Annotated in this window: 26 protein-coding genes and 1 riboswitch; of the genes, 22 read left to right on the top strand and 4 right to left on the bottom strand. The window is 36.8% G+C overall.

Translation table 11 applies throughout. The features are described from left to right. Positions 1-56: 56 nt before the first annotated feature. From KFD70_RS22950 to KFD70_RS22965, 4 genes are read right to left on the bottom strand one after another with little or no spacing between them, the layout of a single operon-like run. Positions 57-167: a YjcZ family sporulation protein gene (locus KFD70_RS22950; protein WP_431613425.1), complete on the bottom strand. Its 111-nt coding sequence runs from the start codon at positions 165-167 to the stop codon at positions 57-59. 40 nt (positions 168-207) lie between these two features. Continuing rightward, positions 208-333, bottom strand: coding sequence for a YjcZ family sporulation protein (locus KFD70_RS22955; protein ID WP_431613426.1), 126 nt, complete (start codon positions 331-333; stop codon positions 208-210). Positions 334-358: 25 nt separating this feature from the next. After that, the gene (locus KFD70_RS22960; RefSeq protein ID WP_431613211.1) at positions 359-469 is read right to left on the bottom strand and encodes a YjcZ family sporulation protein; all 111 of its coding nucleotides are present in this window, start codon (positions 467-469) and stop codon (positions 359-361) included. A gap of 40 nt (positions 470-509) precedes the next feature. Beyond that, complete coding sequence (locus KFD70_RS22965) at positions 510-620, bottom strand: YjcZ family sporulation protein (protein WP_431613427.1); 111 nt, start codon at positions 618-620, stop codon at positions 510-512. Positions 621-990: 370 nt separating this feature from the next. Here KFD70_RS22965 and dpaA point away from each other — a divergent pair, with 370 nt between their 5' ends. The 22 genes from dpaA to KFD70_RS23075 all read left to right on the top strand — a co-directional run bounded on the left by dpaA (position 991) and on the right by KFD70_RS23075 (position 25,395). After that, on the top strand, positions 991-1,893 hold the full coding sequence (dpaA, locus tag KFD70_RS22970; RefSeq protein WP_336453191.1) for a dipicolinic acid synthetase subunit A: 903 nt from the start codon (positions 991-993) through the stop codon (positions 1,891-1,893). Further along, positions 1,890-2,489, top strand: coding sequence for a dipicolinate synthase subunit B (gene dpaB / locus KFD70_RS22975; protein WP_336453190.1), 600 nt, complete (start codon positions 1,890-1,892; stop codon positions 2,487-2,489). Before dpaA ends, dpaB begins: the two co-directional genes overlap by 4 nt. A 149-nt stretch (positions 2,490-2,638) precedes the next feature. Then, a complete protein-coding gene (gene asd, locus KFD70_RS22980) occupies positions 2,639-3,685 on the top strand; it encodes an aspartate-semialdehyde dehydrogenase (RefSeq protein ID WP_336453189.1) in 1,047 nt (348 codons plus the stop codon). A gap of 23 nt (positions 3,686-3,708) precedes the next feature. After that, complete coding sequence (dapG, locus tag KFD70_RS22985; RefSeq protein WP_336453188.1) at positions 3,709-4,941, top strand: aspartate kinase; 1,233 nt, start codon at positions 3,709-3,711, stop codon at positions 4,939-4,941. Positions 4,942-4,952: 11 nt separating this feature from the next. Beyond that, complete coding sequence (gene dapA, locus KFD70_RS22990) at positions 4,953-5,831, top strand: 4-hydroxy-tetrahydrodipicolinate synthase (RefSeq protein ID WP_336453187.1); 879 nt, start codon at positions 4,953-4,955, stop codon at positions 5,829-5,831. 410 nt (positions 5,832-6,241) lie between these two features. Next, a complete protein-coding gene (locus KFD70_RS22995) occupies positions 6,242-7,912 on the top strand; it encodes a ribonuclease J (RefSeq protein ID WP_336453186.1) in 1,671 nt (556 codons plus the stop codon). Between the two features lie 100 nt (positions 7,913-8,012). Further along, complete coding sequence (locus KFD70_RS23000; protein WP_336453185.1) at positions 8,013-8,762, top strand: ClpP family protease; 750 nt, start codon at positions 8,013-8,015, stop codon at positions 8,760-8,762. Next, complete coding sequence (locus KFD70_RS23005) at positions 8,759-8,962, top strand: YlzJ-like family protein (protein ID WP_336453184.1); 204 nt, start codon at positions 8,759-8,761, stop codon at positions 8,960-8,962. The genes KFD70_RS23000 and KFD70_RS23005 overlap by 4 nt, the downstream gene beginning before the upstream one ends. Before the next feature lie 212 nt (positions 8,963-9,174). Further along, positions 9,175-11,568 (top strand): DNA translocase FtsK, encoded by a 2,394-nt coding sequence (locus tag KFD70_RS23010; RefSeq protein WP_336453183.1) that lies wholly within the window; start codon positions 9,175-9,177, stop codon positions 11,566-11,568. A 203-nt stretch (positions 11,569-11,771) separates the two neighbouring features. Beyond that, a riboswitch (purine riboswitch) is annotated at positions 11,772-11,873 on the top strand. Positions 11,874-12,095: 222 nt separating this feature from the next. Then, the gene (locus KFD70_RS23015; RefSeq protein WP_336453182.1) at positions 12,096-12,821 is read left to right on the top strand and encodes a GntR family transcriptional regulator; all 726 of its coding nucleotides are present in this window, start codon (positions 12,096-12,098) and stop codon (positions 12,819-12,821) included. Between the two features lie 88 nt (positions 12,822-12,909). After that, positions 12,910-13,986, top strand: coding sequence for a BMP family lipoprotein (locus KFD70_RS23020; RefSeq protein ID WP_336453181.1), 1,077 nt, complete (start codon positions 12,910-12,912; stop codon positions 13,984-13,986). A gap of 108 nt (positions 13,987-14,094) precedes the next feature. After that, a complete protein-coding gene (locus KFD70_RS23025) occupies positions 14,095-15,627 on the top strand; it encodes an ABC transporter ATP-binding protein (protein WP_336453180.1) in 1,533 nt (510 codons plus the stop codon). Continuing rightward, a complete protein-coding gene (locus tag KFD70_RS23030) occupies positions 15,620-16,678 on the top strand; it encodes an ABC transporter permease (protein WP_336453179.1) in 1,059 nt (352 codons plus the stop codon). Before KFD70_RS23025 ends, KFD70_RS23030 begins: the two co-directional genes overlap by 8 nt. After that, positions 16,679-17,638 (top strand): ABC transporter permease, encoded by a 960-nt coding sequence (locus KFD70_RS23035; protein WP_336453178.1) that lies wholly within the window; start codon positions 16,679-16,681, stop codon positions 17,636-17,638. A 201-nt stretch (positions 17,639-17,839) separates the two neighbouring features. Further along, positions 17,840-19,114, top strand: a complete 1,275-nt coding sequence (gene yfmF / locus KFD70_RS23040; protein WP_336453177.1) for an EF-P 5-aminopentanol modification-associated protein YfmF — start codon at positions 17,840-17,842, stop codon at positions 19,112-19,114. Then, positions 19,115-20,401 (top strand): EF-P 5-aminopentanol modification-associated protein YfmH, encoded by a 1,287-nt coding sequence (gene yfmH, locus KFD70_RS23045; RefSeq protein WP_336453176.1) that lies wholly within the window; start codon positions 19,115-19,117, stop codon positions 20,399-20,401. It begins immediately after the preceding gene. 186 nt (positions 20,402-20,587) lie between these two features. Continuing rightward, entirely contained in the window at positions 20,588-21,301 is a 714-nt protein-coding gene (ymfI, locus tag KFD70_RS23050; RefSeq protein ID WP_336453175.1) for an elongation factor P 5-aminopentanone reductase, read from the top strand. Between the two features lie 81 nt (positions 21,302-21,382). Beyond that, the gene (locus KFD70_RS23055; RefSeq protein WP_000114454.1) at positions 21,383-21,631 is read left to right on the top strand and encodes a DUF3243 domain-containing protein; all 249 of its coding nucleotides are present in this window, start codon (positions 21,383-21,385) and stop codon (positions 21,629-21,631) included. Positions 21,632-21,768: 137 nt separating this feature from the next. Next, positions 21,769-22,554 carry a DUF3388 domain-containing protein gene (locus KFD70_RS23060; protein ID WP_336453174.1) on the top strand — a complete coding sequence of 262 codons (786 nt, stop codon included), beginning with the start codon at positions 21,769-21,771 and terminating at the stop codon, positions 22,552-22,554. 21 nt (positions 22,555-22,575) lie between these two features. Continuing rightward, complete coding sequence (locus KFD70_RS23065) at positions 22,576-23,493, top strand: helix-turn-helix domain-containing protein (protein WP_336453173.1); 918 nt, start codon at positions 22,576-22,578, stop codon at positions 23,491-23,493. 64 nt (positions 23,494-23,557) lie between these two features. Then, positions 23,558-24,136, top strand: coding sequence for a CDP-diacylglycerol--glycerol-3-phosphate 3-phosphatidyltransferase (gene pgsA, locus KFD70_RS23070; protein ID WP_336453172.1), 579 nt, complete (start codon positions 23,558-23,560; stop codon positions 24,134-24,136). Between the two features lie 20 nt (positions 24,137-24,156). Further along, entirely contained in the window at positions 24,157-25,395 is a 1,239-nt protein-coding gene (locus KFD70_RS23075) for a competence/damage-inducible protein A (RefSeq protein ID WP_336453171.1), read from the top strand. Positions 25,396-25,500: the final 105 nt, after the last annotated feature.

Here is a 25,500-nt window from a genome sequence, read left to right on the forward strand (position 1 = left end):
CTTTTTGTTCAGTCAAGAAATCTCCCTCCATTCTATACAAAAATAAAATTCACAAATTAATAAAAACAGCTTGCTCCAATAATAATAAGCAGAATAAACAACACGACTAGTAAAGCAAATCCTCCATGACCACCACAGCCATATCCATATCCTTTTTGTCCAGTCAAGAAATCTCCCTCCATTCTATATAAAAATAAAATTCACAGATTAATAAAAACAGCTTGCTCCAATAATAATAAGCAGAATAAACAACACGACTAGTAAAGCAAATCCTCCATGACCACCACAGCCATATCCATATCCTTTTTGTCCAGTCAAGAAATCTCCCTCCATTCTATATAAAAATAAAATTCACAGATTAATAAAAACAGCTTGCTCCAATAATAATAAGCAGAATAAACAACACGACTAGTAAAGCAAATCCTCCATGACCACCGCAGCCATATCCATATCCTTTTTGTTCAGTCAAGAAATCTCCCTCCATTCTATACAAAAATAAAATTCACAAATTAATAAAAACAAGTTGCTCCGATAATAATAAGCAGAATAAACAACACGACTAGTAAAGCAAATCCTCCATGACCACCGCAGCCATATCCATATCCTTTTTGTTCAGTCAAGAAATCTCCCTCCATTCGACACAAAAATAAAATTCATAATACTACCAAAAGTTCTAACAATACAGCTAGTAATGAAAGCAAGCTAACATGAGAACTAATTTCTTCAGTACAATCAGCTCGTACTTGCTTGTCAATACATTGATACTATATGTCGAATCTAGTGGATAGTAATGTGCTTTTATATTAATTTTTCCATTTTTGGACAAGTGTCATCAATCAATTTTAATATCTAAATATTATAATTTTTAATATTGTAGCTTTCTGTGTGAATTCAATCACCCAAAGCTTATACAGTACATATGATGTGGAGGAAAAAGAAAAAGTAGGCACTTTTCTTATAAATGAAAGAAAAAAGAAGGTGAAGTAGGGAATGTTGACTGAGATGCACATTGCTGTCATAGGAGGAGATGCAAGGCAGCTAGAAGTGATTCGTAAGTTGGTTGAACTTGATGCGAAACTTTCATTAGTAGGATTTGATCAACTGGATCATGGTTTTACAGGGGCAGCAAAAGAGAGTATGCAAAATCTAGATTTCACTTCTTTAGATGCGATTATTTTGCCGGTAGCAGGAACAAATGCAAAAGGAGAAGTAGATACTATTTTTTCAAATGAAAAAGTTACGCTTACGAAAGAACAGATTGAAAAAACACCAGTAAACTTTACTATATATTCAGGAATTGGTACACCGTATTTAGAGAGTATTATATCTACCACAAATCGAAAACTTGTGAAACTATTCGATCGTGATGATGTGGCGATCTACAATTCTATCCCAACGGTAGAAGGAACATTAATGATGGTTATTCAACATACAGATTATACAATTCATGGTTCAAATGTAATGGTTTTAGGATTTGGTAGAACAGGAATGAGTGTAGCGAGAGCTTTTCAATCACTAGGAGCTCATGTCAAAGTAGGAGCACGGCGTTCAGAACATATCGCTCGTATTTCGGAAATGATGTTCTCTCCTTTTTATATGCAGGATATTGAGAAAGAAGCAAGTGATGTTGATATTGTCATTAATACAATTCCACACCTTGTTGTAACGGCAAGTGTTATTTCGCGGATGCCAGCTCATACATTAATCATTGACTTGGCTTCTAAGCCTGGTGGTACGGATTTTCGTTATGCAGAGAAGCGAGGGATTAAAGCTTTGTTAGCACCTGGTCTTCCGGGAATCGTTGCTCCAAAAACAGCAGGACAAATTTTAGCAAATGTTCTTTCTCAGTTATTAACAGCAGATATGATTGCAAAGGAGGAGAATGAAAAATGAGTTTAAAAGGGAAGCGAATTGGGTTTGGGTTTACAGGTTCTCATTGTACGTATGAAGAAGTTATGCCACATTTAGAAAAGTTAGTTGCAGAAGGGGCGGAAGTGAGACCAGTTGTTTCCTATACTGTACAATCGACAAATACTAGATTTGGTGAAGGTGCAGAGTGGATTAAAAAGATTGAAGAAGTAACAGGACATAAAGTAATCAATTCGATCGTTGGGGCAGAACCTCTTGGTCCAAAGATTCCGCTAGACTGTATGGTTATCGCCCCTTTAACAGGAAATTCAATGAGTAAATTTGCAAATGCAATGACAGATTCTCCTGTATTAATGGCAGCGAAAGCGACGCTCCGAAACGGAAAACCAGTTGTATTAGCTGTTTCGACAAATGATGCCCTTGGCCTTAATGGCGTAAACCTCATGCGTTTAATGGCCACCAAACATATTTATTTTGTGCCATTTGGGCAAGATGCACCAGAGAAAAAACCAAATTCAATGGTAGCTCGTATGGAACTTCTTGAAGATACAATTGTAGAAGCGATAGAAGGGAAACAATTACAACCTGTTGTTGTAGAAAAATTCAGATATATGAATTAAAAAACGAAAAAAAACAGACAATTTTTTATGAAACCATCATTCTTATCGCAGAATATGATAAAATTAACGTTATTAAGGTTAGAAGGGGTACTTTATACTCCTTCTAATTCTAAGTATAGAAGGATTGGTATCTAGAAAGGGGCATAGTGATGGAAAAGCAAAAAACTTTTCATGTCGCTGTAGTTGGAGCAACCGGCGCAGTTGGTGAACAAATGTTAAATACTTTAGAGAAACGAGAATTTCCAATTGGGAAGTTAACGTTACTTTCATCTAAACGTTCTGCAGGCAAGAAGCTTGTATTTAAAGGAGAAGAATTCACAGTGCAAGAAGCAACTCCTGATAGCTTTGAAGGAGTCGATATTGCCCTGTTTAGTGCAGGTGGATCTGTATCGAAACAATTAGCACCAGAAGCAGCAAAACGCGGTGCAATTGTTGTTGACAATACAAGTGCATTCCGTATGACAGAAAATGTACCACTTGTTGTACCTGAAGTGAATGAAAATGACTTAAAAGAACATAGTGGTATTATTGCAAATCCGAACTGTTCTACAATTCAAATGGTAGTTGCTCTTGAGCCAATTCGTCAGCAGTTTGGTTTAAAACGAGTAATCGTTTCCACATATCAAGCTGTATCAGGTGCAGGTGCTGCTGCAATTGAGGAACTTCATGAACAATCACAAGCAATCTTAAATGGGGAAGAAGTAAAAGCGAATGTTTTACCTGTATCAGGTGATAAAAAACATTTCCAAATTGCTTTTAATGCGATTCCACAAATTGATAAGTTTCAAGATAATGGATTTACATTTGAAGAAATGAAAATGATTAATGAAACGAAAAAAATTATGCATATGCCTGAATTAGAAGTAGCAGCGACATGTGTACGTTTGCCAGTTGTATCGGGTCATTCTGAGTCTGTTTACATTGAAGTGGAAAAAGAAGGCGTAACTGTGGCAGAACTGAAAAACTTACTTGCGGATGCAGAAGGAATTGTACTGCAAGATGATCCAGCAGAGCAATTATATCCAATGCCATCTACTGCAGTAGGCAAAAACGAAGTGTTCGTTGGTCGTATTCGTAAAGATTTAAATAATGAAAAAGGATTCCATCTTTGGGTCGTATCTGATAACTTATTAAAAGGTGCTGCATGGAACTCTGTTCAAATTGCAGAACGATTAGTAAAATTACAATTAGTGTAAACGGCTAAGAGAAGGTGCAAAACATGAAAATTATTGTTCAAAAATTTGGTGGTACATCAGTACGTGATGAAAACGGGCGTAAGCATGCACTTCACCACATTAAAAAATCATTAGATGCTGGTTATAAAGTAGTTACGGTTGTATCCGCTATGGGACGTAAAGGTGAGCCATACGCAACGGACACATTATTAAGTCTTGTGAATCAAAAGGAAGCTAGTATTTCCAAACGTGAACAAGATTTGTTATTATCATGCGGAGAGTTAATCTCGGCAATTGTTTTCTCGAATATGTTAAATGAAAATGGAGTAAAAGCAGCAGCGTTAAATGGTGCACAAGCTGGTTTTGTAACAAATGATGATTTTACGAATGCGAAGATTATTGAAATGAATTGTGATCGTATACATGAGGAGTTACAAAATGTAGATGTTGTTGTTGTTACAGGATTCCAAGGACAAACGAAAGCTGGCGATACAACAACACTTGGACGTGGGGGTAGTGATACTTCAGCTTCAGCACTAGGCGTCGCGCTTCATGCTGAATATATCGATATTTTTACTGATGTAGAAGGCGTGATGACTGCTGATCCACGTATTGTAAAGGATGCACGTCATCTTCAAAATGTAACATATAATGAGATTTGTAACATGGCTTATCAAGGGGCGAAGGTTGTCCATCCGCGTGCAGTTGAAATTGCAATGCATGCAAAAGTACCTCTTCGTGTACGTTCTACGTATTCGGATAGCGAAGGTACACTGATTGCGGCATATGATGGTGCTACAAAAGGCCGTGATGTAGAGGAACGGCCAGTTACAGGTATTGCTCATGTATCGAACGTGACGCAAATTAAAGTGCTTGCGAAAGACGGATCGTACGATTTACAACAACATGTTTTCAAAGAAATGGCAAATGAAGGGATTAGTGTTGACTTAATTAACATTTCGCCTACAGGTGTGGCTTATACAGTAGGTGATCATGTATCAAGTCATGCTGTTGATGTACTTGGAAAACTTGGATATGATCCAATTGTGACGGAGCATTGTGCGAAAGTATCTATCGTTGGAGCTGGAATGGCGGGTATTCCAGGGGTTACTGCGAAAATCGTTACAGCTTTAGCAGAAAAAGGTGTTCAAATTTTACAATCAGCTGATAGTCATACAACAATTTGGGTGCTTGTAAAAGAAGTAGATTTAGTGGAAGCTGTAAATGCATTGCATAGTGCATTTGAACTTTCAAAAGAAAAGCAACTGGAACAATAAGGAGTGAGACCATGGTAGATTTTGGGACAATTGCAACAGCGATGGTAACGCCGTTTGATAAAAATGGAAACATCGATTTTGCAAAGACAACTAAATTGGTAAATTATTTAATTGATAACGGTACAACAGCAATCGTGGTAGGAGGAACAACTGGAGAGTCTCCTACATTGTCATCTGAAGAAAAAGTAGCGTTATATCGCCATGTCGTATCTGTTGTCGATAAAAGGGTGCCCGTAATCGCTGGAACAGGTAGCAATAATACACATGCTTCTATCGAGTTAACGAAAAAAGCAACAGAAGTTGGTGTCGATGCAATTATGTTAGTGGCACCGTATTATAATAAACCAAGTCAAGAAGGAATGTATCAGCATTTTAAAACAATTGCTGAAAGTACAGAACTTCCGGTTATGCTATACAATGTTCCAGGACGATCTATTGTACAAATCTCCGTTGATACAGTTGTTCGTTTATCAGAAATACCAAACATTGTTGCAATTAAAGATGCTGGCGGCGATGTATTAACAATGACAGAAATTATTGGAAAAACAGCGGACGACTTTGCTGTATACAGCGGTGATGATGGTTTAACGTTACCAGCTATGGCAGTTGGAGCTAAAGGTATTATTTCTGTTGCCTCTCATGTAATTGGAAATGAAATGCAAGAAATGATTGCGGCATTCCAAGCAGGAGATTTCAAAAAAGCACAGAAATTACATCAATTACTTGTTAAAGTAACGAATGCGTTATTTATGGCACCGAGCCCAACGCCAGTGAAAACAGCGTTACAAATGGTTGGATTAGATGTAGGATCTGTGCGTTTACCACTTCTTCCATTAACAGAAGAAGAGAGATTAACATTGCAGGGTGTAATGCAATCGATCCCTCGTTAATAAAAATGACCTAGTGTAAAAACTAGGTCATTTTTATTTTGAAAGAAACCTTTTTACAGGTAATTCCTCTTGAAATTTATATACTTCGCCCTTCTTTCTCACGATTTAACTTGTGTTCTATTTCTTGTATCAGTTATAATATGGCTAAGTAGCTTAGTACGGGTATGCTTAGCAAAATTGGAAAAAATTATGGTTTAACGGAATTATCATATCATATCGCATAAGATATTTGATTTATATAATGAAAGAGAGGTGAAACCTGGTTTAAAAAACGAACGAGAACATGATATCGCATAACGGTAAGGACATTCGTCTTGGACGGTGAATATATGGTGGTTGTAGAGTTTCCCTGGTGTCTCTGCGATTTTAGTGAAATCAGTGTTTGCAAGATTTTTAAACCAGGCAACAACATGAAGAGAAAAGAGATTGATTCTGTAAAAGTATTTGCTCTTGGTGGAGTAGGTGAAATCGGGAAAAATATGTATTGTGTGGAAATTGATTCTGAGATTTTTATTGTGGATGCAGGATTGATGTTCCCAGGAGACGAAATGTTTGGAATTGATATTGTTATCCCTGACATTACATATTTAGTAGAAAATCAAGAGCGAGTAAAAGGTTTATTTATTACACATGGTCATGAGGATCACATTGGTGGAATTGTTTATGTGCTGCGTAAACTTTCAATCCCGGTATATGCAACAAAGTTAACAGTAGGTTTAATCCAAGAAAAACTTGGTGAAGCAGGAATGCTTGGTCGTGTAGATTTAAAAACAATTGATTCTAATTCAGAAGTGGAATTCAATACGACAACGGTTTCATTCTTTGGAACCACACATAGTATTCCAGATTCTGTAGGTGTATGTTTCCATACATCAAAAGGTGCTATCGTATATACAGGAGATTTTAAATTCGATCAAACACCAATTGGTAACAGTGGAGCAGATCTTGGGAAGATGGCGCAAATTGGAAATGAAGGTGTTCTTTGTTTGTTATCGGATAGTACGAATGCTGAGCGCCCTGGTTACACGGGTTCTGAAAAAGAAGTTGGGATAGAAATTTCAAAAGTATTTTATGGGGCAGAAGGACGTATCATTGTTGCTTCTTTCGCATCTAATGTACACCGTATTCAGCAAGTATTTGATGCAGCTGCTGAAACAGGACGTAAAGTGGCTGTTGTAGGTCGTAGTATGGTGAAAGTAGTGGATATTGCAAGACGTCTTGGCTATTTAGATGTTCCAGATGGTATGGTTATTTCATTGCAAGAAGTAGATAACTTCCCAGAGAAAAAGGTAGCAATTTTAACAACTGGCAGCCAAGGGGAACCGATGGCAGCTCTTTCAAGAATGGCGAAGCAAGCGCATAAACAAATTTCGATTCGTAAAGGTGATACAGTTATTATTGCGGCATCTCCAATTCCTGGTAATGAAATATCAGTATCGAAAATCATTGATTTGCTATTTAGAGCCGGTGCAGAAGTTGTCTATTATGGAGAAAGAAAGGTTCATGTTTCTGGTCATGGTAGTCAAGAAGAATTGAAATTGATGTTGAATTTAATGAAACCGAAATATTTTATACCCGTACATGGTGAATTTCGTATGCAAAAGGCACATGCGTATTTGGCGGAAGATGTTGGTGTCTTGAAAGACAATATATTTATTGTGGAAAAGGGCGATGTAATTGCTTTTGAAGGAGAAGAGGCAAAACCAGCTGGTAAAGTACAAGCGGGAAATGTTCTTATTGATGGACTAGGTGTAGGTGATGTCGGGAATATTGTCTTGCGTGATCGTAAGATGTTATCACAAGACGGAATTTTAGTTGTTGTTGTAACACTTGGGAAAGAGGAGAAGAAAATTATCTCTGGCCCAGAAATTATTTCACGTGGTTTTGTGTATGTTCGTGAATCTGAAGCGTTAATCGAAAGATCTACAGATATTGTGCGTACAATTGTTGAACAATCCATCAAAGAGTATTCTATTGAATGGTCCATGTTAAAACAAAATATTCGTGAATTGTTAGGACAGTTCTTGTATGAGGAAACGAAGAGAAAACCAATGATTTTACCAATTATCATGGAAGTATAAGAAAGCCACCTTTACGGGTGGTTTTTTCTTTTTCATCCCTATCGCATGAAATTTACAACTTAAGAAATAATAGTTGTATAAGAGTGAAAGGGGATGCGATATGACAGAACGTGATGGTTTAACAAATGAGGAAAAAGAAGTCGAACCGAAAGAGGATGCAAAAGAGGCGTCAGTAATAGAAAAAATTCAACAGCTTGGTCAAACGAACGTTCCGCAAATGAATGAATCGCGTATTCATTGTTTAACGATTGTTGGGCAAGTAGAAGGGCATATGCAGCTTCCACCACAAAATAAAACAACGAAATACGAGCATGTGATTCCACAAATTGTGGCAATTGAGCAGAATCCGAAAATTGAAGGGTTACTTTTATTGTTAAATACCGTTGGTGGTGATGTTGAGGCTGGATTGGCAATCTCTGAAATGGTAGCTTCATTATCGAAACCAACTGTATCTTTGGTTCTAGGTGGAGGGCACTCAATAGGTGTGCCGATTGCTGTGTCAACAGATTATTCATTTATCGCTGAAACGGCAACGATGACAATTCATCCAGTTCGTCTGACTGGTCTTGTTATTGGTGTACCGCAAACATTTGAGTATTTGGATAAAATGCAAGAACGCGTGATTCGATTTGTAACAAAGCATTCAAAAGTGACGGAAGATCGTTTTAAAGAGCTTATGTTTGCTAAGGGGAATTTAACGCGAGATATTGGAACGAATGTAATTGGAATAGATGCAGTGAAGTATGGGCTTATTGATGATGTTGGTGGTATTGGGGATGCGATTCGAAAGTTAAATGAATTAATAGATATGAAAGTAGATGGGGATCAATACGGGAAGTTACTACAATGATTTTATATACGATTATGCCAGAACAACTTGTTTATCAAGCTGATTATTCACAGTACGAACAACAAAAAATAGTGAATGTAAACGGAGTGGAAATGGTTGTATCTGAAGAGAATAGTCAATACTACTCTGTTGTTCGTGTACTAAGTACAAATCCATCCCACTACTTGCAGTATGAGCCAGGCCAGAAAATAACCTTTTAGCAAAAAACAGGATTTTGTTTAGAAGCTATGGTATAATATAAAAAACAAGACGGTTGAGCAGCCATGATTAGGCTGCTTTCTTCTGTTTACGTGAAATTTTACAAGATGTGTAAAATTTCACGTAAACAGATCTAAAAATGTGACGAATGATATGCAAAAAATGCTTTCAATAAATGAAAGTTCCACTTAATTTTTGGACTTGGGGTGAAGAAATGGTAAAACAAAAGCAAAGAGGGACGAAATCAAAAGCAAGACGTACGATAAAGCCAACTTTGTATTACGAAATCGTCGGGTTGACTCTTTTTGCACTTTCAATCATTACAATCTTACAGCTAGGTATTGTAGGAAAATCGTTTGTGTTATTTTTTCGCTTTTTCTTTGGCGAATGGTACATAATTGGTGTATTAGGTGTAATAGCTTTATCTATTGTGTTTGTTATAAGACGTGGTTGGCCCAATCTTTTAAATAAACGATTAATCGGTGTCTATTTAATTGTGTTAGCAATATTAATGTTCAGTCATATTACATTATTTAACCTTCTTACAAAGGACGGAGCGGTAGAAAACACATCTGTAATTGTGAGTACAAAAGATATGTTCTTTCTTGAGATGAAGAAAGGTGCAGAAACGGTTCATTTAGGTGGAGGTATGTTTGGAGCGCTTATGTTTGCAACATTTTACTTTTTGTTTGATGAAGTAGGTGCTTACATTATTGGGATTATTTTAGTTATTCTTGGCATACTTTGCATTACAAACAAACATATCGGGGAAGTACTAGCCCCAGTTGGACGCATACTTAGAAGTCAATTTCAAGTAATGCAAGGTGATTATAAGGACTGGAGAGCAAAACGCACTGCTGAACAAACAGAAAAGAAAAAAACGACAAGACGCACGCGTAGTGAACGTCATGATACACAAGAAGAGGTGGTTGAACCAGTAGAAGAAATAGAAATTGGGCCACCAATCATTTCAAATTTCACAGAGAATTACCCAGTAAGTGAAGAAAGGGATAAAAATAGTGAAGATGGAGTTGGTGATGGTTTGATTGCATCGCCTGTAATGGAAGATGAAATTCCATCTACTTCAAAAGAGCAGCCACAAAAGAAACGAGGAGAAAAAATTGTTGAATCTCTAGAAGGGGAAGCGAAAGCTCCTCCAATGCAATTTTCAAATGTGGAAAACAAAGATTATAAGCTTCCTGCTATCGATATATTGAAGTTCCCAAAAAACAAACAGGTGACAAACGAAAATGAGAAAATTTATGAAAATGCTCGTAAATTGGAGCGGACGTTCCAAAGTTTTGGTGTAAAAGCAAAAGTAACGAAAGTACATAAAGGACCTGCAGTTACGAAATATGAAGTGTATCCTGATATGGGAGTGAAAGTAAGTAAAATTGTGAGTTTGAGTGATGATTTAGCACTCGCATTAGCTGCGAAAGATATTCGTATTGAAGCTCCTATTCCGGGGAAATCCGCAGTAGGAATCGAAGTTCCAAATTCAGAGGTTTCGATGGTAACGCTTAGAGAAGTACTTGATTCGAAAGCGAACAATCATCCGGAAGAAAAATTATTAATCGGTCTTGGGCGTGATATTACTGGTGAAGCAGTATTAGCACGTTTAAATAAGATGCCCCATCTATTAGTAGCTGGAGCAACTGGTAGCGGAAAGAGTGTGTGTATTAACGGTATTATTGTTAGTATTTTGATGCGTGCTAAACCACATGAAGTAAAATTAATGATGATTGATCCAAAAATGGTAGAGTTGAATGTATACAATGGTGTCCCGCATTTATTAACACCTGTTGTAACAGATCCGAAAAAAGCATCACAAGCTTTGAAAAAAGTTGTGAGTGAGATGGAGCGCCGTTATGAATTGTTTGCTCATAGTGGAACGCGTAATATTGAAGGCTATAATGAATACATTAGACAACATAATGACCAATCAGAAGCAAAGCAGCCTGAGCTTCCATACATTGTTGTAATTGTGGACGAGTTGGCCGATTTAATGATGGTTGCCTCCTCAGATGTAGAAGATGCAATTATGCGTTTAGCGCAGATGGCACGTGCTGCTGGTATTCATTTGATTATTGCGACGCAACGTCCATCGGTTGATGTTATTACAGGTGTTATTAAAGCGAATATCCCATCTCGAATTGCGTTTGCTGTGTCTTCACAAACTGACTCTCGGACAATTCTTGATAGCGGAGGCGCTGAGAAATTACTAGGACGAGGGGATATGCTATTCATACCAATTGGTGCATCAAAACCAGTTCGTGTACAAGGGGCGTTTCTATCAGATGATGAAGTGGAAAGAGTTGTAGAATATGTGATTGGACAACAAAAAGCCCAATATCAAGAAGATATGATACCGCAAGATGTACCGGAAACAAAGCAAGAAGTAGAAGATGAATTATATGATGAAGCGGTTCAGCTCGTTGTAGAAATGCAAACAGCTTCTGTTTCTATGTTGCAACGTAGATTCCGAGTAGGATATACACGTGCAGCACGTCTTATTGATGCAATGGAAATGAATGGTGTAGTTGGACCTTATGAAGGTAGTAAGCCGAGAGAAGTGTTAATTAAAGATATTCAAGAAAAGAGTTCTTAATAAAAAAGCCCAATTGTTTGCAATTGGGCTTTTTTATATAGTGTTTTTGTTATATACTATAGTCAACAAAAAGAAAGGGCTTTCATTTTTGAATATAATTTAAAATGCGAATGCTTTTAATGTTATTTTTGAAAAACGTTCGACATTATCTGTAAAAAAGTGTTGAATTGTGTTGACACGTATGGGAGCAAGTGTTACGATTACTTCGAAAAGAATCACTGCCTCATATAATCTTGGAGATAAGGTCCATAAGTTTCTACCTGGCAACCATGAATTGCTAGACTATGAGGGGGAAAGTGTGTAACAAAGGATGTAAGGAATCTTTGTATCTAACTTTTTCTCTATATGAGGAATGTTGTGGTGCAAAGTTTTTTTTATGAAATAAAGATAGAAAATTTCATTTTGAAAAATTATTAACATTTATTCGACAAATCTCATTTTATTGTAGCGTTACTATGTTGTTGGTTGAAAAAAGAGAACAGAAGTCTTACATCAGAGGTCGAATAATTGGAATGCGGGGGAGTCTTATGTCAGTTAAATCCGATAGTCGACACTTATATTTACGAGTGATCGATCACATTAAAGAAAAAATCAAAAGTGGGGCATATAAAGAAAAACAAAAGCTGCCTTCAGAGTTTGATTTAGCGAAAGAACTTGGCGTAAGTAGAGCAACTTTACGAGAAGCGTTACGTATTTTAGAAGAGGAGAACGTTGTGATTCGCAGACATGGTGTTGGTACTTTTGTGAATTCAAAACCGCTGTTTTCTTCTGGAATTGAACAGCTTTCTAGTATTACAGATATGATTTCTAGTGTGGGGAAAACACCGGGAACAATCTTTCTATCATCATCTACTACAAGTTTAACAGAGGAAGAAAAAGAGAAGTTTAATAGTGATGAAGGTTTTGAGGCTGTAATGATTGAGCGTGTACGTACAGCAGATGGGGAACCTGTTGTCTACTGTATTGACAAGTTAGCGAAAGAAATATTGCCGGATTTATCTGATTATAACGAAGAATCACTACTTACTGTAATTCATAATAACACGCATAAACGTATTACGTATGCGGTTGCTCATATTGAACCAATTGGTTATCATCCGAAAATATCACCAATCCTGCAATGCGAGCCAGAGACGGCGTTACTAATTTTAAAGCAAATGCATTATGATCAAAATGATGAGCCAATCTTATATTCTATTAATTATTTTCGAGCAGATAAATTTAGCTTCCATGTATTACGAAAACGTATGTAATCCGTTCCTTTTTAGGGAGGTGACAGCAAGAAGAAAGGGACACTAGCATATGAATAGATACATATATCATTTAGGAGGGGTTTCTAGTATGAAGAAAAAAACAGGTGTTTTATTATCCTTAACGTTGGCAGCGAGCGCGGTGTTAGGTGCATGTGGTAATTCGGATAAGGCAAGTGGGGACAAGAAAGATGGAAAGAGCATTAAAGTAGGTATGGTTACAGACGTTGGGGGCGTTGATGATAAATCGTTTAACCAGTCTTCTTGGGAAGGTTTGAAAAAATTTGGTAAAGATAATGGGTTAAAAGAGAAAACAAACTATCGTTACCTTCAGTCTGAAAAAGAAGCGGACTATATTCCAAACTTAAAGAAATTTGCCAAAGACAAATATGATTTATCTTTTGGTATTGGATATAAATTAGAAAAAGCAATCGGGGAAGTTGCAAAAGAATTTCCAAAACAACAGTTTGCAATTGTAGATACTGTCGTAAAAGAACCGAACGTAACTAGCATTACATTTAAGGATCATGAAGGGTCATTTCTTGTAGGTGCAGTAGCAGCGATGTCAACAAAAACGAATAAGGTTGGTTTTGTTGGCGGAATGAAGAGTGATTTAATTAGTAAGTTTGAGAACGGATTTAAAGCTGGTGCTAAAGCTGTTAATCCAAACATCGAGATTGTATCTGAATATGCAGAAGCGTTTGATAAACCTGAAAAAGGTACAGTTCTTGCATCAGCGATGTACGGACAGGGAGTAGATGTGATTTATCACGCTGCTGGCGGTACGGGTAACGGTGTATTTACTGAAGCGAAAAACCGTAAGAAAAAAGGTGAAAATGTTTGGGTAATCGGTGTTGACCGTGACCAACATCAAGAAGGTATGCCTGAAAATGTAACATTAACTTCTATGGTAAAACGTGTTGACGTTGCAGTTCAAAAAGTAGCAGAAGAAGCAAAAGACGGTAAACTAAAAGGTGGAAAAGTAGAAGAGTTTGGTTTAAAAGATGATGGTATCGGTATTGCAAAAACAACTGACAACGTGAAAAAAGTAAACCCAGAAATTCTAACAAAAGTAGAAGAATTCGAGAAGAAAATTACTGCTGGTGAAATTAAAGTACCTGCGACTGATGATGAGTACAAGCAATATGAGGCTTCTCTTAAGAAATAACGATAGAGAAATAGCAAAGGTTAGTTCTTAGAACTAACCTTTGTATATATAAAAGTACTGTTAATAGAGTGTAATAGGGGACTGTTCCCTGTTAAAAGGAGGAACAATATGGAATACGTAATTGAGATGAATAATATTACAAAAGTATTCCCAGGCATTGTAGCGAATGATGATATTACGCTACAAGTAAAACAAGGAGAGATACATGCTCTACTTGGAGAAAATGGTGCAGGGAAATCAACGCTCATGAATGTATTATTTGGTTTGTATCAACCAGAGCAAGGGGAAATTAAAATTAAAGGTAACCCTGTAAAAATTACCAATCCTAACATTGCAAATGATCTTGGTATTGGGATGGTTCATCAACATTTTATGCTCGTTCATAATTTTACAGTTACAGAGAATATTATTCTTGGAAATGAACCGAAGAAAAAAGGAAAGATTGCTATTGAAGATGCTGCAAAAGAAATAAAGCAGTTATCTGAACAATATGGTTTAGCGGTAGATCCGTATGCAAAGATAGAAGATATTTCTGTAGGTATGCAGCAACGTGTTGAGATATTAAAAACTCTCTATAGAGGCGCAGAAATTTTAATATTCGATGAACCGACGGCAGTGTTAACTCCTCAAGAAATTTATGAACTCATTCAAATTATGAAAAAGCTTGTACAAGAAGGTAAATCTATTATTCTCATTACACATAAGTTAAAAGAAATTATGGAAGTATGTGATCGCTGTACAATCATTCGAAAAGGAAAAGGGATTGGAACTGTTGACGTTGCAAATACAAATGAACATAAACTTGCAGAATTAATGGTCGGACGTCAAGTGAATTTTAAAACAGAAAAATTAGACGCCCAACCTAAGGAAGCTGTACTTTCCATTGCAAATCTTGTGGTTCATGATGCGCGCCAATTACCTGCTGTAAAAGGCCTTGACTTAACTGTTCGTGCAGGAGAAATTGTCGGTATTGCAGGGATTGATGGAAATGGACAAAGTGAATTGATAGAAGCAATTACTGGTTTACGAAAAGTTGAGTCAGGTTCTATTGCAATTAAAGGGAAAGAAATAACAAACTGGCCAGTTAGACGTATCACTGAAGAAGGAATTGGTCATATTCCAGAAGATCGTCATAAACACGGACTCGTTCTTGATTTTTCTGTTAGAGATAATATTGTATTACAAACGTATTATAAGAACCCGTTTTCAAATAAAGGAATTTTGAATTTTAGCGAAATTACTAAAAAAGCCAAAGCGCTTATTCAACAATTTGATGTGCGTACACCAGGGGAGCAAACATTAGCTCGCGCGCTTTCCGGTGGAAATCAGCAAAAAGCGATTATTGCACGGGAAGTGGATCGCGATCCTGATTTATTAATTGCAGCGCAACCAACACGTGGTTTAGATGTTGGGGCAATTGAATTTATCCATAAAAAATTAATTGAGCAGAGAGATAAAGGAAAAGCGGTGCTTCTTTTATCTTTAGAACTTGATGAAATTTTAAATGTGAGTGACCGTGTCGCGGTTATTTATGAAGGGAAAATCGTAGCAATAGTTGATGCGAAAGAAACAACTGAACAACAGCTTGGTCTTTTAATGGCTGGGGGAACGGAGAAAGAGCAGGTGGGTACAAATGGCTAAAAAAATATTAACCGAACGAACGATTAATATTTTAGTTCCTGTATTATCAGTTATCTTTGGATTACTTGTAGGCGCTATTGTAATGCTAGTAAGTGGATATGATCCAATTGTTGGATACGGTGCACTTTGGACTGGTATGTTTGGTAGTTCAAGTGCAATCGGAGAAACACTACGTACAATGATACCGCTTGTTCTTGCTGGATTGTCAGTAGCATTTGCGTTTCGTACAGGGTTATTTAATATCGGTGTAGAAGGCCAGTTACTGGTTGGGTGGCTTGCGGCAGTTTGGTTTGGTTATGCCGTATCACTCCCTGCATTTATTCATATTCCGTTATCTATTTTGGTAGCGGCGGTTGTAGGTGGATTATGGGGATTTATTCCGGGATATTTAAAAGGGAAATTTAAAGTTAACGAAGTTATTGTCACAATTATGATGAACTATATTGCGTTATATGTTACATATGACATCATTAAACGTTTTTTACATGAAGGAAACGATAAAACATATGATGTTAAATCAAGTGCGTCTTTAGCTTCGGATTGGTTATCTTCTTTGACAGATGGATCACGTCTTCATTGGGGGATTATTGTTGCGATTCTTATTGCAATTTTTATGTGGTTTTTACTAGATAGAACAACTTTAGGTTATGAATTAAAATCAGTTGGATTTAACCAACATGCGTCACAATATGCAGGGATGAAAGTTTCACGTAATGTTATCCTTTCTATGACAATTGCTGGTGCGTTTGCAGGGATTGGCGGTGCAATGGAAGGGCTTGGTACATTCCAAAGCATGACAGCAATGTCTACATTCACGGGAATTGGATTTGATGGAATCGCAGTAGCTCTTCTTGGGGGGAATAATCCATTCGGTATTTTACTTGCAGCTTTACTATTTGGTGGGTTAAAAAGTGCAGCGCCGCAAATGAACTTTGAAGCAGATGTTCCATCAGAGCTGATTAACGTAATTATTGCATGTATAATCTTCTTTGTTGCATGTAGTTATGTTTTAAGATGGGCACTTACTCGCATGAGCAAGGAGGGGAAATAAATGAGTTTCCTAGATATTTTAGCGATTCTTGTAACAGGGACATTATATACGGCGGCACCGCTTATTTTTACAGCGTTAGGTGGAGTGTTTAGTGAGCGTTCAGGTGTTGTAAATATTGCGTTAGAAGGATTAATGTTATTCGGTGCGTTTATTGGTGTTGTTACAACGCTATTAATGGGTGATACTTGGGGAGCAATGACTCCTTGGATTGCGCTTATCTTTGCTGCAATTGGTGGCGGATTATTTGCACTTCTTCATGCGCTTGCATCAATTACGTTCCGGGCTGATCAAGTTGTCAGTGGAGTTGCTATCAACTTTTTAGCACTTGGTTTAACGGTGTTTGCAATTAAGAAGATCTTTGGCAAAGGACAAACTGACTTTATTCAATACCGTATTGAAAAGATTGATGTTCCAGGACTTTCGGATATTCCGGTTATCGGAAAAATCTTTTTCTCAAATGTACCATTAACATCATATGTTGCCATTATTTTAGCATTTGTTGTTTGGTACATTATTTATAAAACGCCATTTGGTCTTCGTCTTCGCGCTGTCGGTGAACACCCAATGGCAGCAGATACAATGGGGATTAATGTGTATAAAATGCGTTATGTTGCTGTTTGTATTTCAGGGATGTTTGCAGGGGTTGGTGGTGCAATTTTTGCAATGTCAATCTCTAATAACTTCTCAGGTGCCACGATTACAGGGCAAGGTTTCTTGGCGTTAGCTGCAATGATTTTCGGGAAATGGAATCCACTTGGTGCGCTTGGTGCTGCATTGTTTTTCGGTTTTGCGCAATCACTTAGTGTAACAGGCGGTACAATTCCGGTATTAGATCAAATTCCAAGTGTTTTATTAACGATATTACCATATGTGTTCACGATTTTAGCGCTGGTTGGTTTTGTAGGGCGTTCAGAAGCTCCTAAAGCGCTTGGAACACCATATGAAAAAGGAAAACGATAAGTACGGATAAAGTATTGATAAAGCTCGCACATTAGTGCGGGCTTTTTTACATAGAATATGCTTAATACAGAAATTTTCTTTCTCTCTTTAATTGGTAAACTGTTTGAGGAAAAGATATATAAGGGAGAAAATTTGATTTTTTGTTTCTAAAAACTGTATATTGAAAAGGAATATTCCTACATACGTAAAGGAGGGCTATTAATGAAACTGATGGAACAGCAAATGCATGAATTAGGTGGTTTGCGTGTACATATCATTCCGACAGATAAATATAAAACAAATACATTTGTATTTCGTTTTAAAGCACCATTGAATGAAGAAACGGTGACAGAGCGTGCTTTATTACCATATGTATTACAAAGTGCAACAGAAAAATTCCCATCCGTAATTCGTCTTCGTCAATATTTAGAGGAATTGTACGGTTCTTCCCTAGCCGTAGATGTAAGTAAAAAAGGGGAAGATCATATTGTCTCTATTTATGTCGATATTGCCAATGAAACATATTTACAGGATGCACCGCCGCTCTTTGAAAAAGCGCTGTCTATGCTGTCTGATATTGTATTGCATCCAGCAACAGAAGGAAACGGTTTTTTACAATCAATTGTAGAAAGTGAAAAAAGAGCGCTCGTGCAAAGAATTGAGGCTACATATGATGATAAAATGCGCTATGCAAATGAACGATTAATTGAAGAAATGTGTAAAGTAGAAGCATATCGTTTAAGTGCAAATGGTCAAAAAGAGCGTGTTGCTTCCATTACGAATGAAACTTTATACCGCTATTATCAAAAGATGTTGGCAGAAGATGAAATGGATCTATATATCATAGGTGACATAGCTGATGATGCGATTGACCTAGTAGGTAAATACTTTTCAATCGCACCTCGTGCAGCAAAGGAGAAGAATGTCGTTCTGCATAAGCGAAATAATGAAGAACAAGAAATTGTCGAAAAACAAGAGTTAAAGCAAAGTAAATTAAATATTGGATATCGTACATTTATTACGTACCGTGATGAAGATTATTTTGCATTGCAGCTGTTTAATGGATTATTTGGTGGATTCTCACACTCAAAATTATTTGTGAATGTGCGCGAAAAAAATAGTTTAGCGTATTATGCAGCATCGCGTTTTGAAAGCCATAAAGGTCTTCTTTTTGTTATGTCAGGAATTGAGGCGAAAAATTATGAAAAAGCGGTCGAGATTATTAAAGAGCAGATGAAAGCGATGCAAAGCGGTGATTTTTCAGAAGAAGAGATGCATCAAACAAAGAGTGTCATTCAAAATCAAATTTTAGAGGCGATTGATACACCGCGTGGGTTCGTAGAAATGCTTTATCATGGCGTCATTGCAGGGCACACGCGTCCGGTAGAGGAATGGTTAAGTGGGATTGAACGTGTTACGAAAGAGGAGATTGTAAAAGTTGCCAATAACATTGAGTTAGATACGATTTACTTTTTACACGGAACGGAGGGAGAATAGATGGAGAAAATTTCTTATGAACAATTAAAAGAAACGCTTTATTATGAAAAGCTTCCAAATGGGTTAGATGTATATATATTGCCAAAGCAAGGGTTTAACAAAACTTTTGCGACATTTACAACAAAATATGGCTCCGTTGATAATATATTTGTTCCACTGGGAAAAGAAGAAATGGTTCGGGTACCAGATGGGATTGCTCATTTTCTTGAACATAAATTGTTTGAAAAAGAAGATCATGATGCATTTCAACTGTTTAGTAAGCAAGGTGCTTCTGCGAATGCTTTTACGTCATTTACGAGAACAGCGTACTTGTTTTCTTGTACATCAAATGTAGAACAAAATTTAAATACATTATTAAATTTCGTTCAAGAGCCATATTTTTCTGAAAAAACAGTTGAAAAAGAAAAAGGTATTATTGGCCAAGAAATTCAAATGTATCAGGATAATCCAGATTGGCGTTTGTATTTTGGTTTAATCGATAGTTTATTTATTAAACATCCAATTAAAATTGATATTGCAGGAACGATTGAATCCATTAGTAAAATTACAAAAGACTTATTGTATGAATGTTATGAAACATTTTATCATCCGAGTAACATGTTGTTATTTGTTGTAGGTGCAATTGACCCAGAAAAAACAATGAATTTGGTACGTGAAAACCAGGCGAAAAAAGATTATAAAAATCAACCAGAAATCGTACGTTCATTTGAAGATGAACCAGAAGCAGTAAATGAAAAGAAAAAAATTATTTCTATGCCTGTTCAGACGCCGAAATGTTTAGTCGGTATTAAAGCGACTGGCCTTAAAGAAAAAGGGCAAGAACTTTTAAAACAAGAGATTGCGCTTACATTACTTTTAGATTATTTATTTGGGAAGGGATCAGCGCATTATGAGTCATTATATAATGAAGGGCTCATTGATGATTCATTCTCTTATGATTATACAGAAGAAAGCAACTTTGGTTTTGCAATGGTTGGTGGCGATACGAAACAGCCAGATGAGCTAGCCGATCGCTTGAAAGGTATTTTATTACAGACTGATTATAATGAGTTAGATGAGAAAACGCTAGAGCGTGTGAAGAAAAAGAAAATTGGTGGCTTCTTACGCTCGCTTAACTCACCTGAATACATTGCAAATCAATTCACAAGGTATGCGTTTAATGAATCTAGTTTATTTGATGCTCTTTCCGTTTTAGAGGGCTTAACTGTTCAAGATTTACAAGAAGCAGCAAAAGTATTTTTATCTGAAGAAAGAATGAGTATTTGTCAAGTTTTGCCGAAGAAATAAAATGAAACGTGAATAAGTGGGGCTTCAGCCTTACGATTTAGAACTTTATGGACAGTGTATCCCCTCATCTAACTTTTTGGCTATTGCTGAATTGTAAGGTGAGGGGTATTATTTGTTTGTGAATACACGACAAGATTAGTGATTTGAAAGAGTTTTTCTGTAGAGGAAAGATAAGAGAGGGTATATATGACGAAGTTTGCATTAGTGACTGGAGGAAGCGGAGGAATCGGCTCTGCAATTTCAAAACAATTAGTTAAAGATGGTTATACGGTGTATGTTCATTACAACAAGAGTGAAGAAAAAATAAATGGATTAAAGCGTGAGCTAGGTGTCATTATTCCAGTTCAAGCTAATTTAGCTACGCCAGATGGTGTGCAAAAGCTCTGGGCACAAATTCATCATCCTCTTGATGTTATTGTGTATGCAGCTGGAAAAAGTATATTTGGTTTAGTAACAGATGTGACGAATGAGCAATTGAATGAGATGGTGGAATTGCAAGTGAAGAGTGTCTATAATCTTTTTTCACTTGCGCTGCCATCGATGATTCGCCTGCGAAGAGGAAATATCGTTGTTATTTCCTCTATATGGGGACAAGTAGGAGCTTCTTGTGAGGTGCTATATTCTATGGTAAAAGGTGCACAAAATTCATATGTAAAAGCACTTGCAAAAGAGGTTGCGCTAAGTGGTATACGTGTAAATGCAGTGGCACCAGGAGCAATAGAGACGGAAATGTTAAGTGTGTTTTCAGAAGAGGACAAGAAAGGAATTGCAGAAGAGATTCCAATTGGAAGGATTGGATTTTCAGAAGAAGTAGCAAAAACTGTTTCCTTCCTTGTATCACCAGGGTCTTCGTATATAACAGGACAAATTATTGGAGTGAATGGCGGCTGGCATTGTTAAAATAAAAAATTGTACATAAAAAATGAGGAATTGCACAAATTAAGCATGATTCGATTACTTATAATAGTGAGGTGCTTAATCATGTCAGTACTAGATAATTTTGACCAGTGGAAAAGCTTTTTAGGAGAGCGCTTAGAACAGGCCCAAGGAAAAGGACTTGATGGTGGTGCAGTTTCAGATATGGCCTTCCGTGTAGGGGATTATTTGGCAAATGAAGTAGAGGCACGAAATGATCAAGAAAAATTATTGGCGGAGCTTTGGAAAGTCGCTGATGAACAAGAACAACATACAATTGCTAATCTAATGGTAAAGTTTGTACAGCATAAGTAAAAAAGAGAGGAGAAAATCCTCTCTTTTTTTTAGGTATTGAAAATACCACGCTTCAATTATACATTTATCTTCCCTATTAACGTAAAATCATATAATATAGTACATAGGTGTAAAGTAAGCAAGGGGAGTGACGTCTGATGATTGAATGGTATTTTGAGTATGAAATACATAAAAACCGACCTGGCTTGCTTGGTGACGTTTCTTCGTTAATCGGTATGCTTGGCATTAATATTGTCACAATTAATGGTGTAGATAATGCTCGGCGTGGATTGTTGCTTATGTGTGATAATCAAGAGCAAATCTCTAGGCTTGAATCAATTTTGAATACGATGGATAATATAACGGTAACGAAATATCGTCCGCCAAAGCTCAGAGATAGGTTGGCAGTTAGGCACGGTAGGTACATACAGCGAGATGCAGATGATAAGAAAACATTTCGTTTTGTGCGTGATGAACTCGGGTTACTCGTTGATTTTATGGCAGAACTCATGAAAAAAGAAGGACATAAACTTATCGGGATAAGAGGAATGCCTCGTGTTGGAAAAACAGAATCTATCGTTGCTGCAAGCGTTTGTGCAAATAAGCGTTGGCTTTTTGTTTCGTCTACGCTTATTAAACAAACTGTACGTAGTCAATTAATTGAAGATGAGTATAGTGACGATAATATTTTTATATTAGACGGCATTGTTTCAACAAAGCGTGCGAATGAAAGGCATTGGCAGCTCGTTCGTGAAATTATGAGATTACCCGCAACTAAAGTTGTCGAACATCCAGATGTATTTGTGAGTCAATCAGAATATACACTTGATGATTTTGATTATATTATTGAATTGCGTAACGATTATGATGAAGAAATTCAATATAATTTAGTAGATGAAATTGAGCAAGGAGCGCAAAGTAATTTCTCTATGTTTGACTTTTAAAGAAATATTGAGGTGTTAGTAGTGACGGAATTAGGACAAAAGCTGAAGGAAGCAAGAGAAGCGAAAGGCTTGTCTATTGATCAGCTACATGAGGTTACGAAAATTCAAAAACGTTATTTAATAACAATTGAAGAGGGCGATTATAGTATATTGCCTGGTGCATTTTATGCACGTGCATTTATTAAACAATATGCGGATGCGGTTGGTCTAAACGGAGAAGAGTTACTTGTAGAGTATCAAAGTGTAATACCACAATCCGAATCTCATGATGTACCGCAAGTATCAAAAAGTCAAAAGACGCAAGAAACGATGCAAAAAGCAGCATCGCTTCCAATAGCAGATCATATGCCTAAAATATTGATTGCATTATTGGTAATTACATTAGGCGTAGCTGTGTGGTTTGTTTTCCAATGGTTAAATGGAAAAGACGAAGGGCAAGCAAAGCAAACGAAAAGTGAACAGATAGAAGTACAAAAGGCGAAAAATTCTCCGCTTGATGAAAAGAAAGATGAAGTAAAAGCAGAAGAGCCTAAAAAAGAAGAGCCTAAAAAAGAAGAACCGAAGAAAGAAGAACCACCAGCACAGCAACCGCCTGCTGGACAAGAAGAAGTGAAGGTTGTTGGAACAAGTGGAAAGGTATCTACTTTGGAAGTTCATAATAATAAAGCACTTGAGTTAGAGATTACAGCGAAGGGTGCAAGTTATGTAGATATTAAAAATGAGGATGGAAATGCCATTTTTAATGGTACACTTCAAGAGGGACAAACAGAAAAACATGATTTAACAACAGCGAAAGAAGTACATCTTAACATTGGAAGTGCACCAAATGTTGATGTTAAACTGAATGGCCAAGTTGTTGCTTTCCCATTAGATCCAGAAAAGGAATATCACCAAAGATTAGTGTTTAAAAATCTAGGGGTAGGGCAACCTGCACAATAACAGTCATCGCCTCGATGACTTTTTTTCAATGAACAAATGTTTTTGACATGATGGAGGAATAGCTGTGAATTTACCAAATAAAATTACAATATCTCGAATCTGCCTAATTCCAATTTTTTTAGTAATTATGTTAGCTCCTTTTAACTGGGGAACATATACAGTTGGAAATGTAGATTTACCAATTCAACATTTAGTAGGGGCAATCATTTTTATTGTTGCTTCAGCTACAGACTGGATTGATGGACATTATGCAAGAAAGTATGATCTCGTAACAAATCTAGGGAAGTTTCTTGATCCGTTAGCTGATAAGTTACTTGTTTCAGCTGCGCTTATTGCATTAGTAGAAATGCAATATGTACCAGCTTGGATTGTTATTGTAATCATTAGTCGTGAGTTTGCTATAACGGGATTACGTCTTGTTCTGGCTGGAACTGGTGAGGTTGTTGCGGCAAATATGTTAGGGAAAATTAAAACATGGACGCAAATTATTGCGATTTCAGCGTATTTATTGCATGATGTACCGTTAAATTTAATCCATATTCCGGTTGCGGATATTTTCATATGGATCGCACTTTTCTTTACAGTTATTTCTGGCTGGGACTATTTCTGGAAAAATAGAGCTGCTTTTGTAAATTCAAAATAACAGCTTATGGGGGAATCGGAATGAATGCCGAAATTATTGCGGTTGGAACAGAATTGTTGCTCGGACAAATTACAAATACAAATGCGAAGTTTTTATCTGAAAAGTTAGCTTCCATCGGAATTAATGTGTATTATCATACTGTTGTGGGTGATAATAATCATCGTTTACAAGAGGCGATTCAAATTGCTGAAAAGCGTGCAGATATCCTCATTTTTACTGGTGGATTAGGACCGACAAAAGATGATTTAACGAAAGAAACCATTGCTTCAACCTTACAAGAAGAACTTGTTTATGATGAAGTGGCATTAACGTCAATTGGCGAGTATTTTAAACGCACAGGACGTGAATTCACAGAAAATAATAAGAAACAAGCACTTGTTTTAAAAGGCTCGACTGTATTTGCAAATGATCATGGTATGGCACCAGGTATGGGCTTAGCTAAGAACGAAAAAGTGTATGTTTTGTTACCTGGTCCACCAAAAGAAATGCAACCGATGTATACAAGTTATGTAGAGCCATTTTTACGTAACTTTACAACTGAAGAGCATATATATTCCCGTGTTCTTCGTTTTTTCGGCATTGGAGAATCCCAACTGGAAGTGAAAGTTCAAGACTTAATTGACGGGCAAACAAATCCAACAATTGCTCCGCTAGCTTCAGATGGAGAAGTAACGCTTCGCTTGACCGCTAAACATCATGATGTAAAGCAAGCAGAAGTACTTATTCAACATGTAGAAGATTTGATTTTAGAACGAGTAGGGGAATTTTTCTACGGATATAACCAAGATTTTCTTCATACTAAAGCAATTGATTTATTGAAGAAAAAAGGTTTAACTTTAGCGTGTGCGGAAAGTTTAACAGGTGGTCTGTTTGGAAATCAAGTAACAGAAAATGCTGGTGTATCTTCTGTATTTAAGGGCGGCGTAATTTGTTATCATAACGATGTAAAGCAACATATATTACATGTACCTGAAGAAACATTACAAACACTTGGTGCTGTTAGTGAACAATGCGCTCATTATCTTGCTGAAAATGTAAAGGCATTGCTGAAGGCAGATGTTGGGATTAGCTTCACGGGAGTAGCAGGACCGGATTTTTCAGAAAATAAAGAACCAGGAACTGTATTTATTGGGTTAGCAATAAAGGATGAGCCGACAGTGGTATTCCCTCTTAAATTAAGTGGAAGTCGTCAGCAAGTCCGAGAACGCTCTGTAAAATATGGATTTTATCATTTGTATAAAAAGCTAGAAGAGATTTAATCTCTTCTAGCTTTTTTGTAATGAAAAATCATACATTCTTCTATAGAAAATAAAAAAATCGAATAAATGTTCGATTTTTGTTGGCAAATTAATATGAAAATAGGT

The organism is Bacillus pfraonensis (genome assembly GCF_050768835.1).
Taxonomy (GTDB): domain Bacteria; phylum Bacillota; class Bacilli; order Bacillales; family Bacillaceae_G; genus Bacillus_A; species Bacillus_A pfraonensis.

What these genes read in the sequence shown, in the direction of transcription:
- yfmF (WP_336453177.1), top strand. Translation starts at nt 17,840, where the DNA reads ATGAAACTGATGGAACAGCAAATGCATGAATTAGGTGGTTTGCGTGTA.
- KFD70_RS22995 (WP_336453186.1), top strand. Translation starts at nt 6,242, where the DNA reads ATGAAGAGAAAAGAGATTGATTCTGTAAAAGTATTTGCTCTTGGTGGA.
- dapG (WP_336453188.1), top strand. Translation starts at nt 3,709, where the DNA reads ATGAAAATTATTGTTCAAAAATTTGGTGGTACATCAGTACGTGATGAA.
- dpaB (WP_336453190.1), top strand. Translation starts at nt 1,890, where the DNA reads ATGAGTTTAAAAGGGAAGCGAATTGGGTTTGGGTTTACAGGTTCTCAT.
- KFD70_RS23000 (WP_336453185.1), top strand. Translation starts at nt 8,013, where the DNA reads ATGACAGAACGTGATGGTTTAACAAATGAGGAAAAAGAAGTCGAACCG.
- KFD70_RS23030 (WP_336453179.1), top strand. Translation starts at nt 15,620, where the DNA reads ATGGCTAAAAAAATATTAACCGAACGAACGATTAATATTTTAGTTCCT.
- KFD70_RS23060 (WP_336453174.1), top strand. Translation starts at nt 21,769, where the DNA reads ATGATTGAATGGTATTTTGAGTATGAAATACATAAAAACCGACCTGGC.
- KFD70_RS23015 (WP_336453182.1), top strand. Translation starts at nt 12,096, where the DNA reads ATGTCAGTTAAATCCGATAGTCGACACTTATATTTACGAGTGATCGAT.
- KFD70_RS23005 (WP_336453184.1), top strand. Translation starts at nt 8,759, where the DNA reads ATGATTTTATATACGATTATGCCAGAACAACTTGTTTATCAAGCTGAT.
- asd (WP_336453189.1), top strand. Translation starts at nt 2,639, where the DNA reads ATGGAAAAGCAAAAAACTTTTCATGTCGCTGTAGTTGGAGCAACCGGC.
- KFD70_RS23075 (WP_336453171.1), top strand. Translation starts at nt 24,157, where the DNA reads ATGAATGCCGAAATTATTGCGGTTGGAACAGAATTGTTGCTCGGACAA.
- KFD70_RS23020 (WP_336453181.1), top strand. Translation starts at nt 12,910, where the DNA reads ATGAAGAAAAAAACAGGTGTTTTATTATCCTTAACGTTGGCAGCGAGC.
- yfmH (WP_336453176.1), top strand. Translation starts at nt 19,115, where the DNA reads ATGGAGAAAATTTCTTATGAACAATTAAAAGAAACGCTTTATTATGAA.
- KFD70_RS23055 (WP_000114454.1), top strand. Translation starts at nt 21,383, where the DNA reads ATGTCAGTACTAGATAATTTTGACCAGTGGAAAAGCTTTTTAGGAGAG.
- KFD70_RS23035 (WP_336453178.1), top strand. Translation starts at nt 16,679, where the DNA reads ATGAGTTTCCTAGATATTTTAGCGATTCTTGTAACAGGGACATTATAT.
- KFD70_RS23025 (WP_336453180.1), top strand. Translation starts at nt 14,095, where the DNA reads ATGGAATACGTAATTGAGATGAATAATATTACAAAAGTATTCCCAGGC.
- KFD70_RS22955 (WP_431613426.1), bottom strand. Translation starts at nt 333, where the DNA reads ATGGAGGGAGATTTCTTGACTGGACAAAAAGGATATGGATATGGCTGT.
- dpaA (WP_336453191.1), top strand. Translation starts at nt 991, where the DNA reads ATGTTGACTGAGATGCACATTGCTGTCATAGGAGGAGATGCAAGGCAG.
- KFD70_RS23010 (WP_336453183.1), top strand. Translation starts at nt 9,175, where the DNA reads ATGGTAAAACAAAAGCAAAGAGGGACGAAATCAAAAGCAAGACGTACG.
- dapA (WP_336453187.1), top strand. Translation starts at nt 4,953, where the DNA reads ATGGTAGATTTTGGGACAATTGCAACAGCGATGGTAACGCCGTTTGAT.
- ymfI (WP_336453175.1), top strand. Translation starts at nt 20,588, where the DNA reads ATGACGAAGTTTGCATTAGTGACTGGAGGAAGCGGAGGAATCGGCTCT.